12 protein-coding genes and 1 riboswitch are annotated in these 17841 nt (G+C 44.1%); of the genes, 7 read left to right on the forward strand and 5 right to left on the reverse strand.

What is annotated here, in order from left to right; all coding sequences use genetic code 11:
- Nucleotides 1–40: 40 nt before the first annotated feature.
- A riboswitch (NiCo riboswitch) is annotated at nt 41–137 on the reverse strand.
- Between the two features lie 76 nt (nt 138–213).
- From kimA to OKX56_RS02645, 4 genes are all read right to left on the reverse strand, one after another.
- On the reverse strand, nt 214–2040 hold the full coding sequence (kimA, locus tag OKX56_RS02630) for a potassium transporter KimA (protein WP_287895565.1): 1827 nt from the start codon (nt 2038–2040) through the stop codon (nt 214–216).
- A gap of 240 nt (nt 2041–2280) precedes the next feature.
- Nucleotides 2281–2982, reverse strand: a complete 702-nt coding sequence (locus OKX56_RS02635) for a response regulator (RefSeq protein ID WP_019225471.1) — start codon at nt 2980–2982, stop codon at nt 2281–2283.
- Nucleotides 2975–5656, reverse strand: a complete 2682-nt coding sequence (locus OKX56_RS02640; protein WP_287895568.1) for an ATP-binding protein — start codon at nt 5654–5656, stop codon at nt 2975–2977. Before OKX56_RS02640 ends, OKX56_RS02635 begins: the two co-directional genes overlap by 8 nt.
- 299 nt (nt 5657–5955) lie before the next feature.
- Nucleotides 5956–6378: a metal-dependent transcriptional regulator gene (locus OKX56_RS02645; protein WP_015044310.1), complete on the reverse strand. Its 423-nt coding sequence runs from the start codon at nt 6376–6378 to the stop codon at nt 5956–5958.
- 196 nt (nt 6379–6574) lie between these two features.
- Between OKX56_RS02645 and OKX56_RS02650 the strand changes: the two genes are divergently transcribed.
- Nucleotides 6575–7843 carry an Nramp family divalent metal transporter gene (locus OKX56_RS02650; RefSeq protein WP_287895569.1) on the forward strand — a complete coding sequence of 423 codons (1269 nt, stop codon included), beginning with the start codon at nt 6575–6577 and terminating at the stop codon, nt 7841–7843.
- A 14-nt stretch (nt 7844–7857) separates the two neighbouring features.
- Here the strand turns inward: OKX56_RS02650 and OKX56_RS02655 are convergent, their stop codons facing one another.
- On the reverse strand, nt 7858–9057 hold the full coding sequence (locus tag OKX56_RS02655) for an MFS transporter (RefSeq protein ID WP_019225468.1): 1200 nt from the start codon (nt 9055–9057) through the stop codon (nt 7858–7860).
- Between the two features lie 256 nt (nt 9058–9313).
- Here OKX56_RS02655 and OKX56_RS02660 point away from each other — a divergent pair, with 256 nt between their 5' ends.
- From OKX56_RS02660 to OKX56_RS02685, 6 genes are all read left to right on the forward strand, one after another.
- Complete coding sequence (locus OKX56_RS02660; RefSeq protein WP_287895570.1) at nt 9314–10912, forward strand: spore germination protein; 1599 nt, start codon at nt 9314–9316, stop codon at nt 10910–10912.
- A gap of 35 nt (nt 10913–10947) precedes the next feature.
- Nucleotides 10948–12129, forward strand: coding sequence for a Ger(x)C family spore germination protein (locus OKX56_RS02665; RefSeq protein ID WP_287895572.1), 1182 nt, complete (start codon nt 10948–10950; stop codon nt 12127–12129).
- A gap of 3 nt (nt 12130–12132) precedes the next feature.
- The gene (locus tag OKX56_RS02670) at nt 12133–13215 is read left to right on the forward strand and encodes a GerAB/ArcD/ProY family transporter (protein ID WP_287895573.1); all 1083 of its coding nucleotides are present in this window, start codon (nt 12133–12135) and stop codon (nt 13213–13215) included.
- A 518-nt stretch (nt 13216–13733) separates the two neighbouring features.
- The gene (locus OKX56_RS02675) at nt 13734–15332 is read left to right on the forward strand and encodes a spore germination protein (protein ID WP_287895574.1); all 1599 of its coding nucleotides are present in this window, start codon (nt 13734–13736) and stop codon (nt 15330–15332) included.
- Between the two features lie 35 nt (nt 15333–15367).
- A complete protein-coding gene (locus tag OKX56_RS02680) occupies nt 15368–16558 on the forward strand; it encodes a Ger(x)C family spore germination protein (protein ID WP_287895576.1) in 1191 nt (396 codons plus the stop codon).
- 3 nt (nt 16559–16561) lie between these two features.
- Nucleotides 16562–17644 (forward strand): GerAB/ArcD/ProY family transporter, encoded by a 1083-nt coding sequence (locus OKX56_RS02685; RefSeq protein WP_287895578.1) that lies wholly within the window; start codon nt 16562–16564, stop codon nt 17642–17644.
- The last annotated feature ends 197 nt before the right edge of the window (nt 17645–17841 follow it).

The raw sequence follows: 17841 nt of genomic DNA on the forward strand, positions 1-17841 counted from the left end.
TTATTGTCTTGAAGGATATAAAAATACCTGTAGAACATTTTACTGTCCCACAGGTATATGTTATCATCACCTGCTGCCCATCGGGCCCAGCCCCATGAACTTGTGTCCAAGTTCATCGCCTGCTCAGTTTGTACTGTAGATTGATATGCAGTGCAAAGAGATAGTTGAATTTTACCATATTGTTTTTTTTTAAGCAATATTTTATGGCAAATTTTATTTTTGCAAATGGTACGGTATCGTAGCCACGCACACATTTCTCCGATATAGCAAATGTGTGCGGATTAGTAAGCTCGACTGGTTATGCAGAATATGGTGCCATCCTTTTTTCGGAATAAATTCCGGGATCAGAACCATGATCTGATAATTCTGATCGGTTGCTTTGTGTTCGATCATATCGATAAATTTGGTCAGCGGGTGGATAATGCTTCGGTGTAGAGAATTCAACGTTACCAAACGGACGTCGGGATTCCATTTCTCCCACTTTTCCTCGAGCTTTTTCTCTTCTTCTTTATCAAAGCAAACACTTACTGCAATGATCTGGTTTGCCGACAACGATTTCGCATAGTTTAACGCATTTTCCACCACGCGCGTGATGCTTGCGACAGGAATAATGATAATATTTCCTTTAATCGGTACTGTTGGTTCAGCCGCTGATACCCGAAGCTGTTCTGCGACATCCATATAATGCTTGTGGATTCTGTGGAAGAGCAGAATAATCAACGGCAGGAAGATCAAAATCGGCCAAACCTGCGTGAACTTGGTTAACAGGAACATCATGACAACGACGAAGCTGATCAGCGCCCCGAGCGAATTAATAATTAGCTTTGGCATCCAGCCTTTCGGCTTTTCGCGGAACCATTTTACGATCATTCCGGTCTGGGCCAGGGTAAACGGAATAAACACGCCAATCGCGTAAAGCGGAATCAGGCGCTCCGTTTTCCCTTTAAAAGCCACAATCAAGAGGATCGATAAAAAGCCAAGGATAAGGATTCCATTGGAGAATCCAAGACGGTCTCCGCGGATCGTGAACATCCTTGGAATAAATTTGTCTTTGGCAAGATTCACAGCCAGTAAAGGGAAAGCCGAGTATCCGGTATTTGCGGCCAGAATCAAAATCAACGCGGTTGCGCCCTGAATAAAGTAGTAGATAAAATTACGTCCGAATATTCCCTCAGCCATTTGGGAAACAACCGTTTCCTGTGCATTCGGGGCTATTCCATAATAAAAGGCCAGAAACACAATCCCAGAAAACAATATCGCGAGCAAACTACCCATCGCCATCAATGTTTTGGCCGCATTATTCGGAGCGGGCTCTTTAAAATTCGGGATCGCGTTAGAGATAGCTTCAACGCCAGTCAAAGCCGAACAGCCGGAGGCAAAGGCCTTGAGCAGAATAAACAAGCTTATCCCTGCGACAGGTGTGCCGACAGCCGCATGCAGTTCGGCCGGTACCTGACCGGTTAAGACATTGTACAGACCGGCACCAATTAAAATAAACAGGGCCGCCACAAACAAATAGACAGGATAGGCCAGGATCGTAGCGGATTCTCTTATCCCGCGCAGATTAAGGACCGTAATTAAGAGAACAAAAAACACAGCGATACCTACCGTATGGGCATGCAAGGCCGGGAAAGCTGAGGTAAGCGCATCGGTTCCTGCAGACACGCTAACCGCTACAGTCAGAATGTAGTCGACCAGCAGGGAGCCTCCGGCGATTAAGCCTGAATTCATGCCGAGGTTGTTCTTCGATACGACATACGCTCCGCCGCCGCGCGGATAAGCAAAAATGATCTGCCGGTACGACAGGATTAAAGCAATTAAGAGAACCAAAACACCGATCGCGATCGGAACAGAATACCAGAATGCTGCCGTTCCGACCGTAAAGAGAACGATCAGGATTTGTTCCGGGCCGTACGCTACCGAGGATAAAGCGTCGGAAGAAAGAATCGCAAGGGCTTTCTTCTTGTTCAGCTTCTGTTCGCCAAGCTCCGTTGATTTTAAAGGACGCCCGATTAAGAAGCGTTTAAGGGCAGATACCATGAAATGTTTCACCATCCAATTAAAATAGTTGCGTTCCTTGCCATCTATAGCCGTTGGCAGCCTTTGCTGCACTTAGATATATTATGAAGTACTTATACTTCATGATATACCAAAAAAGGTTAATTTCGTTCGCACACCTATTTATAACACCGATGGCATAAAGAAAGAATTCAGATATATGCCCTTCATATAAAGAATGTATAAAGATTATGTTAAATAAAAAAAGCCCGTTTGTACGGGCTAAATCTCCTCAACCATCCGGTATCCTACCCCAACCTCGGTTAGAATATACCTGGGTTCTGCAGGGTTGATTTCCAGCTTTCTGCGGATATTGGCCATATTGACCCTGAGCGCTTGGATCTCATTGGTGTAAGGTCCCCATATTTCCTTCATGATGAAATCGTGGGTCAGTACTTTCCCGGTGTTTTTGGAAAGCAGCACAATGATCTTGTATTCAATCGGTGTAAGGTGGATTTCTTTACCGGCCATGGCTACAAGTCTTTTCTGATAGTTTATCTCTAGATCGCCGACTGTCATCTTCTCTGATTCGGGAAAACTGACACTAACGTTCTTTTGACTGTGACGGATCCCGGTTCTTATCCTGGCCAGCAGCTCGGAAGTACCAAACGGTTTGGTCAGATAATCGTCCGCACCAAGATCCAGGGCTTCAACTTTTTCCCGCTCCTGTCCACGGGCCGACACAACGATGATCGGAATTCCGCTCCACTGCCTGATTGTACGCAACACTTCCACGCCGTCCATATCCGGCAAACCGAGATCCAGCAGGATCAAATCGGGCGAATAGGATGCCGCCATTGAGACAGCCTCTTTCCCCCGGGCTGTCCGGATAATCTGATAATCATTGGAACTCAGGATCGCCGAAATAAAGTTGCAGATTTTTTCATCATCTTCGACAATCAGGAGCAAAGGTTTGTTACTCATAAATGTTCTCCTCCAGAGGCAGTGTGAACCAGAATACAGCGCCACCCTGCTCTTTGTTGGCAGCCTCCATTTTCCCATTGTGAGCCTTGATAATCGACATGCATATTGACAGACCGATTCCCATTCCGCGGGCTGAATCCGAGCTGCGTTTGCCGCAGGGCACATAACTTTCAAATAAATACGGGAAATCCTCTTCGGCAATTCCTGGTCCGTTGTCACTGACCTCAAAGACAGCCTGAGCTCCGGCTTTTGTCACCTGCACCGCGGTCACGGTGTCATCCGGCGAATGCTTGACCGCATTTTCGAGCAGATTGATCAAAACCTGCTCAATCAGCTTTCCATCCATCGGCACCAGCAAAAGGTCTTCAGGCACCTGCACCGCTATTTTACTGTTCGGGTAACGATGACGGGTTCTGCTGATCGCTTCAGCCACGATCTCCTCAGCGGCCTCAAATGTTTTGGCGACATTCATGGTTCCTTCCTTGATCCGGGTCACGGACAATAAGTTTTCGACCATGCGTATCAGCCATTGCGAATCTTCTTTGATGTTCGAGACCAATTGCCTATGGGTCTCTTTATCCAGATGATCACCATTTTCAAGGATTGCTGAGCTCGCCCCGAGAATGCCGGTCAGCGGGGTCCTCAGATCGTGCGAAATTGCGCGCAGCAGATTGCTTCGCATTTTTTCTTTTTCTGATTCGATTAATATTTGCCGTTGTTCATCAGACAGGTACTGCCGTTCCAAAGCCATGGCGACTTGGGAAATAATCATTTTTAGCAGCAGACGGTTATTACGGTTTAATCTGCCTTTGAGACATGAAATTCCAATCACGCCAAGCACATCGCCTTGGGAAATGATCGGCATATAATAAGCGCCTGCTTCTGTATGCGTATCTGTTCCTGCACCGGCCTGTTTTTGATTGGCAAATACCCATTGAGCAACCTTGCTTTCGCGCTCCGACAGCAGAAATGAAGCATCAGGTTCTGCGGAGGATTGCGTCAGAATACCTGATGAACCATGATGATTGGATGAACGATACAGGTTTGCCGGTCCATACTGATCCCGGGTGTAAAAAACCGCCGAGCATTTAAAAAGCTTCACAATATATTCGTTCGTCAGCGTAACAATATGTTGAAGTCCTCTGGTTGTTAAAAGCCTTTTATTAATCTCATACAATAGCTCAGTGCGCCCTTCTCTTTCCGCAGCGAGCCGCGCTTGGGTCTGAATGCGGACAGTCGTCGTACTTGTGATCAAAGCCACAACCAGCATAATCACAAAAGTGACCGGATAGCCTGTCTGGATGGCATAAAACGTGAAAAGCGGCGAAACAAAAAAGAAGTTAAAAACAAGTACACTTAAGACCGAGGCAGTCATGCCGTACACATACCCCATGGTGAGTCTGGAAATAAAAAACACAGACAAGATATAGACCATGATAATATTTTGATTGCCAAATTCCAGCGCCCGAAGGCCAAAGGAAAGCAGGGTCGCCCCAGTCAAAACCCCTATCGTTTTCCAGATATCCGGCCAGGATAAGAACAGGTCTTGGCTGATCCGTTTCCTTCGCGGTTCGCGATAGGATCTTTGAGGCCAGCTGCTTGGGATGATATGAATTTCAATGTTTGGCAGCAGCCCGATGAGCTTATCCTCAAGTGCCGGATCAAATAATGTTTTCAGCGTTTTTTTATTTCTGCTTTTCCCAATGACAATATTTGTGATGCCCGTAAGCTTGGCATATTCCGAAATGATGGAAGCCAGACCATGTCCGTTCAGTGTCACAATTTTGGCGCCTAAGAGCTCGGCCAGATCCAGATTCTCCTGGACGTTCTTCTTTTCTTCTTCCGTAAAATACCTGCTTTCCATATCTTCGATATACAAAGCAGTCCACGGGGCATGGAAGGCCTCTGCCGATCTGGCCGTCCAGCGGATGCATTTAGCGGCCGACGGCGAAGAACTGATACAGACTAATAGCTTAATTCCGGCTGTTTTTACGGATAAGAGCTGTTCATTTTGATTCTCGTTGACGATCCGGTCCGCAACCTTGCGCATAGCGGTCTCACGCAGGAGGCGCAGGCTTTCAAGACTTAAGGGACATTTCTTTTCCCCGCAGCGTTTCATCAGTTCGTCCGGCTCGATATCGATCAGCTCAACTTTATCGGCGCTGTCAAACATATAGTCCGGAATCGTGTCCTGCTCATTAACCTTCGTGATATCCTGCATTAGATCTCTCAGGCTTTCGATATGCTGCACATTGACTGTGGTGTAGACGTCAATTCCGGCATTCAGCAGCTCTTCGATATCCTGATAGCGTTTTTTGTTCCGCATGCCGTCCGCGTTACTATGGGCCAGCACATCAACCAGCAGGAGCTCGGGTTTTCTTTGCAAAGCGGCGTCCAGATCAAATTCTTTGCGGTAACGGTTTTTATGGTTAACAGTCTTCGGCGGCAATGCCGGCAGTCCGTCCAGCAGCTGAATGGTTTCAGGACTTGTATGTGGCTCCAGATAACCTAGGACAACATCTACCCCGCTTTTCAGCTGGCTGTGGGCATCATCAAGCATCGCATAGGTTTTCCCTACACCCGGGGCATAACCAAAGAAGATTTTTAGTTTTCCGGTTTCCTTTGCAGCCCTGGCGCGAATATCCTGCACGCCGCCACCACCCTGACTCTTCATTCGTTTAACTCTTCATTGTTTAGCTATTATAGCGCTCTATAGAACATTATCATACCCCCGATAGGGTGATTTAGCAAGAAGCGTTCAACTCACCTTGCCGCTTTATTTGAACACATGGTATGCTGAGGAAACAGACTCCGCCAGCTTCAGGAGCATACCACATTAATCAGACGAACACCCCGGCTAACATTCGGGGTGTTGTCTATTATGTGATGCACACTTTTTTCTTCCTCAACATATTCTGTTCTAGAATCACTCGTTAAAGTTAGCTTCGGCTAACCCCCAGAGAATACCTACAGTTATTTCTCCCTTGTATGACGCAAAACAAAGTCGTCAAAATCCTGTTTCCAGGACGTATTGCTTTTCATGAACTCCACCAGCGTTTTTATCGCATCAATCGATGCAATTGAAAGGTAGTGTTCCATCGCTTCAGCCTCAGCAGCAATATTGCATTTGCTACATATCAGCGAAAGAAATTCCTGCAGCAGCTGATTCCTGGCAACCAGGTAAAACCCATACTCTTTTCCTTTATCCGTAAGCTTGATTTCGCCATACGGTTCGTACTTTATATAGTCAGAGTCTCGCAGTCTGTAGAGAGCTTTCGTTACGGAAGGCAAAGCGACCTGAAGCCTATTACTTATATCCGTGACTCGAACTTCATCAAGTGACAGCGAAAAGCGATAAATTTCCTCCAAATAATCTTCCAGGCTCGGTGAAAGCATCTTCCCCACTCCTCTCGCTTCACCTGAAGTTACTGATATTTGTTAGCATCCACCTAAATGCTTATCGCTATTTAAGAAAGAATTATTCAGCCGTATCACACTAGATTCACATCTATGTGTACTGCTTCGTTCTATACCTATATCATTTTCTTGCCTCATATGACAGTTCATTAGAAATAAGCGGAGGGTTATAACAATGAGCAAAGAAATCAACCTTGTTCAAACTTCATTAACATTACCTTTGCCTAAAAATACCTGGCTGGAAAAGATCAAAGACACACTGAGATACCTGGGTCCGGCCTTCATCGTGAGTGTCGCCTATATTGACCCCGGCAACTTTGCCACCAACATCAGCGCAGGTTCCAATTTCAATTACAATCTTGTTTGGGTTGTCTTATGGAGCAACCTGATGGCGATTTTCTTGCAAACACTGTCGGCGAAGCTCGGCATTGTTACCGGTGTTGATCTGGCTACGCAGTGCGGACGTGTTTTCTCCAGGCCGGTAAATCTTTTACTTTGGATCATCATGCTGTTTGCCGTCATCGCAACGTATATGGCAGAGTTCCTGGGCTCGACGCTTGGCCTGTACCTACTTTTCGGCATACCGCTCGTGGCAGCAGGTCTGATAACCGTATGTCTGACCTTCGTCATTGTATATTTGCGGCGTTTCGGCCAGCATATGGTTGAAAGAATTATCATCAGCCTGGTAGCTGTCATCGGGGCCTCATATTGTCTCGAGCTGTTCCTGGCTAAACCGGATTGGCACGCGGTCGCTTTGCACACCTTAGTTCCTAGCCTAGGTCCCGAAAGCATTCTGGTTGCCGTCGGTATGTTGGGCGCGACTGTTATGCCGCACGTCATTTATCTCCATTCGGACTTGATGAAAGCAAGACGTACTTCCGATGATTTGGCCGAAGCAAAAAAGCATTTCCGAATGGAATGCTTGGATATCGCCTTTGCTATGAACATCGCGTTTCTGGTCAACGCTGCAATGGTTATTATCGCTGCAGCCGTTTTTTTTAACCAGGGCCCCGTCGATTCCATTGAACAGGCGCACAAATCCCTGGCACCGCTGCTTGGCAGTTTATCCAGCGGTGCTTTTGGCCTGGCGCTGCTTGCTTCAGGCCTTTCCTCATCCACCGTTGGCGCTATGGCCGGAGAATGTATGCTGAAAGGGTTCATCGGTCTGGATATTCCGGTCAATATCCGGCGGGCAATTACTATGATTCCGGCCATCATTCTCCTGTGGCTTGGCTTTAACCCGATGAAGATGCTGATTATGAGCCAGGTTACCTTAAGCTTTGCGCTGCCGGCAGCGGTCATTCCGCTGCTTCTGATCACCAAACGCCGGGACATTATGGGTGAAATGACAAACCGTAAAATCACCAATGCTGCCGGTGTGGTAATCGTAAGTCTTATTGTCTTGCTGAATGTTGTTCTGTTATATTTAACTTTTTCCGCTTAAGTTAGAACTAAACATCAGTTTTCAAGATGCCTTAACCCTTTCCGATAAAAGATAATCATGAACAGCGCAGCAATCAGAGCCATCACAGAGCCATAGTAAAATGGCACGCTGTAATTGACATGATCATAAAGCAAACCTGCTATGACACTGGCCGGAAGAAGCGTAATACCTACAAGGCTGTTGTAGATGCCCAGTCCTGTTCCCCGTTTGTCTTTGTCAATTAAATCAGACACCAATGCCTTCTGTACGCCGTCAGTGGCTGCGCTGTAAAGTCCGTACAACGCAAAAAGCAATACCACTACGGTTCCGCTGTTTGTTCTGCCAAACCCGAAATATAGGATTGAATACAGCAGATAGCCAAAAATAATCAGTCTTTCTCTGCCGATTTTATCTGATAGCATGCCGGCCGGTACGGAGAAGAGCGCTGACACTGCGTAAAAGATCAGATAGATCATCGGAATCAAGGAGTCTTTGATCCCAATATCACTGGCTTTGACCAAAAGAAGCGCATCGGTTGAATTTCCCATCGTAAAGATAAAGATGATTCCAAGAAAGGCATAGTACTTTTTCGGGAAGTCCTTCAATGTAATTTTTCCAAGCGGTTCCATCTTCTCCGATTTTGCTTCCTTCACAAAGCATATAATGTTTATCAGTCCCAGCAAACCTGGGATGGCTGCTATAAGAAATATCAGCCGGTAATCATTTGGAAACAACAGCAGGATTCCTGCTGCCAGAAGCGGCCCAACGATCGCCCCGCTGTTATCCATCGCTTTATGAAAGCCAAAGTTTTTGCCTTTGCTGCCGTCTTCAGAGGACGCGGCGATCAGGCTGTCTCTTGGCGCTGTCCGGATGCCCTTGCCAACCCTCTCGGTAAACCTGATAAGCAGAACCTGCAGTGGCGAGGTTACCATCGAGAACATGGGTGAAAGAACTGCCGTGAAAGCATACCCTATGACCATGAATGGCTTATTCTTTCTGATCTTGTCACTCCACCAGCCGGATAACGCTTTAAGCACGGATGCCGTACTCTCCGCAATCCCTTCAATTAAAGAGAGCTCCGTTTTAGTTGCTCCCAAGGACATTAAAAATAACGGCATTACAGAATAAATCATTTTCGTCGTCGTATCCGTTAGAAAACTTGTCAGGCCTACGAAAAAGATGTTCTTCTCTATGCCCAAGATCTTCTTTTCCCGGATCTTATTGTTATTGCTCATTTTCTTTTCTCATTAAAAAGAGCGATCTCCATCGCCCTAGCTCCCTTTGTCATATCCGTTACGTCAATGCTAACACATTGTAATATCAGTTACAAGCAGAGATAACACATATCGCCGTCATCACATCCCATATTCCAGTTCGCAAATCTTACGTGCTCAGCCAATCTTTGAATCCAAAACAGTATTCATAAATAACTTCATTCCTAACGGGAGATACTACGTAAGGTTAGGTTCAAAGTGGAAGGATGAAAGCAGTATGTTCCGCTCCATTCATTCTAAACTGCGTTTTTGGCAATTGGCAAATCATAACGGCGCTAATGCCAATCATTCAGGGAATTCTCAATCTAACCTTTTTGACAATCTGAACAAAAACCTTACTGCTCTAAAAGGTGTGTTCGGAAATAGCTATGATCTTAACATGCGTGAATTTAACTTTGGTGATCAGGGACTTACACGTGGTGCGATCATCTTCTTATCCGGGATGACGGATACAGCCATAATTAACGAAAGTATTATAAAACCATTGATGTACGACATCCGGTTAAGCTCCAGACAAGAAACATCATTACTGAATAATATGAGTATTATTCAGACAACGCTGCTTACAGTGGGAATGGTTCAAAAAGCTTCTAAGATCGATGAAGTCGTAGATGGCTGTTTGTCCGGAAAAACAATTCTACTGATTGATGGCTCAAAAGAAGCTTTAGTCATTGGCACCGAAGGTTGGGAAACCCGTGGTGTGGACGAACCCAAAACAGAATCCGTTGTCCGGGGCCCGAGGGAAGGCTTTACCGAGAATTTGCTTACCAATACAACCCTGTTGCGTCGTAAAATAAAAAACCCTAATTTAACCCTGGAAACAATGAAAATAGGTGAACGAACCAAGACTATTGTTTGTGTTGCCTATTTAAAAGATCTCGTTCATCCACAGCTCATCAAAGAAATTCAACGGCGTCTTAATAGAATTAAGACGGATGCAATTCTGGAATCAGGGTATATCGAACAGTTCATTGAGGATGCTCCTTTTTCTATTTTCTCCACAGTTGCTAACAGTGAAAAACCGGATCTTGTTGCAGCAAAAATCTTGGAAGGAAGGGCGGCCATTTTTGTTGACGGGACTCCCTTTGTGCTTAGCGTTCCAATGGTTTTTATTGAAAGTTTCCAAAGCGCTGAAGATTACTATTCCCGGCCTTATTTTGCAAGCGTGGTTAGACTCCTCAGGCTTTTAGCTTTTCTGATTAGCATTACAGCTCCGGCAATCTATGTTGCTTTAACAACTTTTCACCAAGAATTGATTCCTACTTCCTTACTTTTTACCATGGCTGCATCCGAGGAGGGCGTCCCTTTTCCTGCGATGGCAGAAGCACTCATTATGGGAACAACATTTGAAATTCTCAGGGAGGCCGGGGTTCGCTTGCCCCGTCCTATTGGTCAAGCGGTCAGTATTGTAGGGGCTTTGGTTATTGGCGAGGCTGCTGTAGGCGCCGGAATAATCGGAGAGCCTATGGTTATCGTGATCGCTTTGACAGCAATTTGCAGTTTTGTGGTTCCTTCCCAAACAGATTCCGGTAGTATCCTACGATTAATTCTCGTTCTCTTAGCTGGGGCAATGGGAGGGTTTGGGATTGCGGTTGGATTAATGGGGACATTTATTCACCTGGCTTCCTTAAGATCTTTTGGCACCCCGTATTTGTCGCCTTTCGCTCCTCTCAGTACGCAAGACCTGAAAGATACATTCATCCGGGCGCCTATTTGGGCAATGTTTACCCGCCCTAGAACGATAGGCTGGCATGACCCTGAACGCCAGGAGTTCAGATTAAAACCCAGCCATCCGTCAGAAGAAGACAAGAGTTAACCGGCTTGAATAACGTTGAAAACAAGAGGCAATTGATGAAAAATCGTATGGGTTCCATTATAAAAATCATAGTATGTTTCATGTTAATTTTGCCCCTAAGCGGTTGCTGGAGCCGCCATGAGTTAAATTCTTTATCGTTCGTCGTAGGCGTAGGTTTAGATAAAGCCGAGAAGCCCGGAGAAATACAATTGACGACACAAGTTGTAAAACCGGGTGAACTAAAATCTGCTTCTACTAAAAGTAAGAGCGGTGAGAGTGGGGAAAACGCTTACTGGAACATAAAGAAAACAGGATATCTTGCCTCTGAAATTATCAGAGATTTTAGTCATGAATCCAGCCACAAGTTGTATTTCCCGCATAATCAGGTTCTGATATTTGAGAGAAAGTTGGCTGAGGAAGGAATACAACCATATATAGATGCGTTTATACGAGATAGTGAGACTCGTTTTAATGTTTTGCTCGTGGTCTCCGAAGACCAAGCAAGTGAGGTACTTGATGTTTCGCCTGAATTGGAGAAGTTGCCGGCAATTAACATTGCAAAATTAGTTGAAACTCAAAAGATAACGTCTGAATCGCCAACAGTTAGGTTAATCGATTTTATTCGTCGTTTAATGAGCAAGACCACTGCTCCCATCGCACCTCTGATTAGAGTGACCGGTGACGGAAATAAAAAAACAGTGGAAGTCTTTGGAACAGCAGTTTTTAAGCATGATAAATTGGTTGGTGAACTGAATAAACGTGAAACGCGCGGACTGCTATGGGTTATTAACAAAGTAAAAGGCGGAATAATTGATGTAGCTGTCCCTAGCGGTGATGGTACAGTGAGCTTAGAGATTACGCTTGCAAAAAGCAAAATGACACCTGTCATCAAAGATGACACGATTCTGATAAAGATAGATATCAAAGCGGAAGGGATCGTCAATAGCCAGAGTGGTTCAGAAAACATAACATCATCAATCGCTGTTGCCTCTCTGGAAAAAGAACTATCCGCTGAAATCAGAAAGGAAATCATAGCTGCTTTAAAAACGGCCAGGGATCTCAATTCAGATATCTTCGGTTTTGGTGATTCAATCTATTGGAAATACCCCTCCGAGTGGAAGAAACTGAAGATGAAATGGGACGAGGTCTTTCCTGACGTTGAAGTAGCACTAAATATCAATACTAAGCTACGCAGTACAGGCAATATCAGCTCTCCTGCCGTACCTGCCAAGGAGTAATTCATGAGGCTTGAAAGAGGAATCATATCAAGTTCACAGTTGATGTTTTTAGTCGCAGGATATGTCCAGGGTTCTGTTTTGGTGGTTGCATTTACGAATGTTATTACCAAGCAGTATACTTGGCTGGTTGTTTTATCCGGATTGGCTGCAAGCGTTCCCTTTGCCATGGCCTATGTTGCCTTAGCGAGGAAATTTCCCGGCAAGGATCTGATACAAATCAATCATATCATCTATGGTCCCTATTTAGGCAAACTGCTTTCCGCCTCGTATATTTGGTTTTTTTGCTCTATTGCAGGCTTTATGTTAACCTATGTCGGCGAAATTATAAAGAATTACATGATGCCGGAAACTCCTAAGTTTATCATATGTATTCTATTTGCTTTCATCTGCGCCTGGGCAGTCCGCAATGGAATAGAGATCCTCGCCCGGACCGGTGTTATATTTGTCATGGTCATCATCATTGTAATCCTAATCACTTTCGTTCTACTGCTGAAAGACATGGAACTAACCAATTTTCTACCGTTTTTTGATCTTCCCCTGAAGGATTTCATTCAGGGTACACATATCATGCTGACCCTTCCTTTTTGTGAAATCATGGTTTTCCTCATGCTAATCCCCTATGTGAACAAGGGAGTAGAAGCAAAAAAGTCTGTTATCCTAGGATTAATCATTGGGGGGGCCAGCATATTAATTGATACGGTTCGCAATACAGCTGTGCTGGGAATAACATCGACGATTATGGTTTCCCCTTCGATTGAATCAGTACGCCTGATAGACCTGGCAGAAATCATAACCAGGCTGGAAATGCTTGTTATTACTTTATTATTAATTGCAATGTTCATAAAAGTAACTGTTATGTATTATGGCACGGTATTAGGGATAGCCCGATTATTTAATTTACGATCCTATAGGCCACTGGTACTTCCGATCGGAAGTATCATTGTCAGTTTATCTATTCTGTCATTTGATTATTTGACACAAAACGTTGATTTTGGAGCTAGGTCAGGGCCTTTTTTCACCCTTACGTTTGAGTCTTTGCCTGTATTAACATTGCTTGTAGCAAAAATACGAAAATTACCAAAATAACAGAAAAGGAAACGGCCATGATTTTTTTATTAACGATAACTTTCGTCGCCATAGGATTATTTGAAGTCCCTGCTCTTGTCAGAAACAAGCACTGGCGGGAACTTACCGTCTTTTCGGTCCTTTTTGTGTTAGCGTTTATACTGGCTCTATTACAAGCAGCAGATGTCAAAATACCCAGTCCAGTCAAAGGCGTGGAATATTTGATTAAGGATATATTAAAATTGAGTTATTGATAAGGACGATTTCAATGATCCCTCTAACCCTTCTCCCCATTCCGATATGCCAAGTAACGCCTTAAGCGAATGGGATTGTGAAAAAAAGATCAACCTTTTATTCATTGATCCCGGAAAACGGAAAACCGATTCACAATGCTTTTATTGAAAGCTTTAACGTGCATAAATAAAGCTGATCATGGCCAATAAAGAGATAATGTTAGGTAAAATGATCAATGGTTTAACTCTATTCCCAACTGGAAATAATAGGTAAGGTTAGGTTCAAAGTGGAAGGATGAAAGCAGTATGTTCCGCTCCATTCATTCTAAACTGCGTTTTTGGCAGTTAGCAAATCATAACGGCGCTAACGCCAATCATTCAGAGAATTCTCAATCTAACCTTTTCGACAATCTGAACAAAAACCTTACTGCTTTAAAATGTGTGTTCGGAAATAGCTATGATCTTAACATGCGTGAATTTAACTTTGGTGATCAGGGACTTACGCGTGGTGCGATCATCTTCTTATCCGGGATGACGGATACAGCCATCATTAACGAAAGTATTATAAAACCATTGATGTACGGCATCCGGTTAAGCTCCAGACAAGAAACATCATTACTGAATAATATGAGTATTATTCAGACAACGCTGCTTACAGTGGGAATGGTTCAAAAAGCTTCTAAGATCGATGAAGTCGTAGATGGCTGTTTGTCCGGAAAAACAATTCTACTGATTGATGGCTCAAAAGAAGCTTTAGTCATTGGCACCGAAGGTTGGGAAACCCGTGGTGTGGACGAACCCAAAACAGAATCCGTTGTCCGGGGCCCGAGGGAAGGCTTTACCGAGAATTTACTTACCAATACAACCCTGTTGCGCCGTAAAATAAAAAACCCTAATTTAACTCTGGAAACGATGAAAATAGGTGAACAAACGAAAACCACGATTTGTGTCGCCTATCTTAAAGATCTCGTTCCTCCACAGCTTATCAAAGAAATTCAACGGCGTCTTCAAAGAATTAAGACAGATGCAATTCTGGAATCAGGGTATATCGAGCAGTTCATTGAGGATGCTCCTTTTTCTATTTTCTCCACAGTTGCTAACAGTGAAAAACCGGATCTTGTCGCGGCAAAAATCCTGGAGGGAAGGGCGGCCATTTTTGTTGACGGCACCCCCTTTGTACTTACCGTTCCAATGGTTTTTATTGAAAGTTTCCAAAGTGCTGAAGATTACTATTCCCGGCCTTATTTTGCAAGCGTGGTCAGACTCCTCAGGTCTTTAGCTTTTTTTATTTCTATTACGGCTCCGGCAATCTATGTTGCTTTAACAACTTTTCACCAGGAATTGATTCCTACTTCCTTACTTTTTACCATGGCTGCATCCGAGGAGGGCGTCCCTTTCCCTGCGATGGCAGAAGCGCTCATTATGGGAACAACATTTGAAATTCTCAGGGAGGCCGGGGTTCGCTTGCCCCGTCCTATTGGTCAAGCGGTCAGTATTGTAGGGGCTTTGGTTATTGGCGAGGCTGCTGTAGGCGCCGGAATAATCGGAGAGCCTATGGTTATCGTGATCGCTTTGACAGCAATTTGCAGTTTTGTGGTTCCTTCCCAAACAGATTCCGGTAGTATCCTACGATTAATTCTCGTTCTCTTAGCTGGGGCAATGGGAGGGTTTGGGATTGCGGTTGGATTAATGGGGACATTTATTCACCTGGCTTCCTTAAGATCTTTTGGCACCCCGTATTTGTCGCCTTTCGCTCCTCTCAGTACGCAAGACCTGAAAGATACATTCATCCGGGCGCCTATTTGGGCAATGTTTACCCGCCCTAGAACGATAGGCTGGCATGACCCTGAACGCCAGGAGTTCAGATTAAAACCCAGCCATCCGTCAGAAGAAGACAAGAGTTAACCGGCTTGAATAACGTTGAAAACAAGAGGCAATTGATGAAAAATCGAATTGGTTTCATTATGAAAATCATGGTTTGTTTCATGTTAATTTTGCCCATAAGCGGATGCTGGAGCCGCCATGAGTTAAATTCTTTATCGTTCGTCGTAGGCGTAGGTTTAGATAAAACTGAGAAAGCCGGAGAAATACAATTGACGACGCAAGTTGCGAAACCAGGTGAGCTAAAGTCTGCTTCTGCCAAAAATAAGAGTGGTGGGAGTGGTGGGAGCGGGACAAACGCTTACTGGAACATAAAAAAAACGGGATATCTTGCCTCTGAAATTATCAGAGATTTTAGTCATGAATCCAGCCATAAGTTGTATTTCCCACATAATCAGGTTCTGATATTTGAGAGAAAGTTGGCTGAGGAAGGAATACAACCATATATAGATACTTTTATACGGGATAGTGAGACTCGTTTTAATGTTTTGCTCGTGGTCTCCGAAGACCAAGCAAGTGAGGTACTTGATGTCTCGACTGGATTAGAGAAGCTGCCGGCAATTAACATTGCCAAATTAGTTGAAACTCAAAAGATAACGTCTGAATCGCCCACGGTTAAATTAATTGATTTTATTCGTCGTTTAATGAGCAAGACCACAGCTCCCATCGCGCCTTTGATTAGAGTGACCGGCGAAGGAAATGAAAAAACATTGGAAGTCTTTGGAACAGCAGTTTTTAAGCATGATAAATTAGTTGGCGAACTGAATAAACGTGAAACGCGCGGACTGCTATGGATCATCAACGAAGTAAAAGGCGGGATGATTAATGTCGCTAGTTCTAGTGGTGATGGTACCGTGAGCTTGGAGATTACGCGTGCGAAAAGTAAAATGACACCTGTCATCAAAGATGACACGATTCTGATAAAGATAGATATCAAAGCGGATGGGATCGTCAATAGCCAGAGTGGTTCAGAAAACATAGCATCACCAGACATTGTCTTCTCTCTGGAAAAAGAACTATCCGCTGAAATCGGAAAGGAAATCATGGCTGCTTTAAAAACGGCCAAGGATCTCAATTCAGATATCTTCGGTTTTGGTGATTCAATCTATTGGAAATACCCCTCCGAGTGGAAGAAATTGAAGATGAAATGGGACGAGGTCTTTCCTGACGTTGAAGTAGCGTTAAATATCGATACTAAGCTACGCAGTACAGGCAATATCAGCGCTCCTGCCGTACCTGCCAAGGAGTAATTCATGAGGCTTGAAAAAGGAATCATATCAAGTTCACAGTTGATGTTTTTAGTTGCAGGATATGTCCTGGGTTCTGTTTTGGTGGCTGCATTTACGAATACAGTTACCAAGCAGTATACCTGGCTGGTTGTTTTATCCGGATTGGCTGTAAGCATTCCCCTTGCCATGGCTTATGTTGCCTTAGCGAGGAAATTCCCCGGTAAGGACCTGATACAAATCAATCATATTGTCTATGGTCCCTATTTAAGCAAACTGGTTTCCGCCTTATACATTTGGTTTTTTTGCTCTATTGCAGGTTTCATGTTGGCATATCTCGGCGAAACCATAAAGGATTACATGATGCCGGAGACTCCTTTGTTTGCAATTTGTATTCTATTTATTTGCATCTGCGCCTGGACAGTTCGCAACGGAATAGAGGTCCTTGCCCGGACCAGTGTTATATTTGTCATGATCATCATATTTGTAATCCTAATCACTTTCTTTCTACTGCTGAAAGACATGGAACTAACCAATTTCCTGCCGTTTTTTGATCTTTCCCTGAAGGATTTTATTCAGGGTACACATATCATGATGACCCTTCCTTTTTGTGAAATCGTGGTGTTTCTCATGCTATTCCCCTATGTGAACAAGGGAGTAGAAACAAAAAAATCTGTTATCTTAGGATTACTCATCGGGGGGATCAGCATATTAATTGATACAGTTCGCAATACAGCTGTGCTGGGAGTAGTATCGGCGATTATGATTTCCCCTTCGCTTGAATCAGTGCGCCTGATAGACCTGGCAGAGATCATAACCAGGTTGGAAATGCTTGTTATTACTTTATTATTAATTGCAATGTTCATAAAAGTAAGCGTCATGTATTATGGCACGGTATTAGGGATAGCCCGATTATGTAATTTACGGTCCTATAGGCAACTGGTACTTCCGATTGGAAGTATCATTGTTAGTTTATCCATTATGACATTTGATTCTCTGGCACAAAGCAATGATTTCGCGATTAGGACAGGACCTTTTTTCACCCTTGTGTTTGAGTTTTCGCCTGTAATAACATTACTTGTAGCAAAAATACGAAAGTTACCAAAATAACAGGAAAGGAAACGGCCATGATTTTTTTATTAACGATAATTTTTGTCGCCATAGGATTATTTGAAGTACCTGCTCTTGTCAGAAACAAGCATTGGCGGGAACTTACCGTCTTTTTGGTCTTTTTTCTGTTAGCGTTTACACTGGCCCTATTACAAACAGTAGGTGTCAAAATACCCAATCCAATCAAAGGCGTTGAA

The organism is Dehalobacter sp. (assembly GCF_030063005.1).
Classification (GTDB): Bacteria; Bacillota; Desulfitobacteriia; order Desulfitobacteriales; family Syntrophobotulaceae; genus Dehalobacter; species Dehalobacter restrictus.

Bases quoted from the DNA above. Each gene is read 5' to 3' on its own strand.
- OKX56_RS02685 (WP_287895578.1), top strand. From the start codon at position 16,562: ATGAGGCTTGAAAAAGGAATCATATCAAGTTCACAGTTGATGTTTTTA.
- OKX56_RS02635 (WP_019225471.1), bottom strand. From the start codon at position 2,982: ATGAGTAACAAACCTTTGCTCCTGATTGTCGAAGATGATGAAAAAATC.
- kimA (WP_287895565.1), bottom strand. From the start codon at position 2,040: ATGGTATCTGCCCTTAAACGCTTCTTAATCGGGCGTCCTTTAAAATCA.
- OKX56_RS02650 (WP_287895569.1), top strand. From the start codon at position 6,575: ATGAGCAAAGAAATCAACCTTGTTCAAACTTCATTAACATTACCTTTG.
- OKX56_RS02660 (WP_287895570.1), top strand. From the start codon at position 9,314: ATGTTCCGCTCCATTCATTCTAAACTGCGTTTTTGGCAATTGGCAAAT.
- OKX56_RS02645 (WP_015044310.1), bottom strand. From the start codon at position 6,378: ATGCTTTCACCGAGCCTGGAAGATTATTTGGAGGAAATTTATCGCTTT.
- OKX56_RS02655 (WP_019225468.1), bottom strand. From the start codon at position 9,057: ATGAGCAATAACAATAAGATCCGGGAAAAGAAGATCTTGGGCATAGAG.
- OKX56_RS02640 (WP_287895568.1), bottom strand. From the start codon at position 5,656: ATGAAGAGTCAGGGTGGTGGCGGCGTGCAGGATATTCGCGCCAGGGCT.
- OKX56_RS02675 (WP_287895574.1), top strand. From the start codon at position 13,734: ATGTTCCGCTCCATTCATTCTAAACTGCGTTTTTGGCAGTTAGCAAAT.
- OKX56_RS02670 (WP_287895573.1), top strand. From the start codon at position 12,133: ATGAGGCTTGAAAGAGGAATCATATCAAGTTCACAGTTGATGTTTTTA.
- OKX56_RS02665 (WP_287895572.1), top strand. From the start codon at position 10,948: ATGAAAAATCGTATGGGTTCCATTATAAAAATCATAGTATGTTTCATG.
- OKX56_RS02680 (WP_287895576.1), top strand. From the start codon at position 15,368: ATGAAAAATCGAATTGGTTTCATTATGAAAATCATGGTTTGTTTCATG.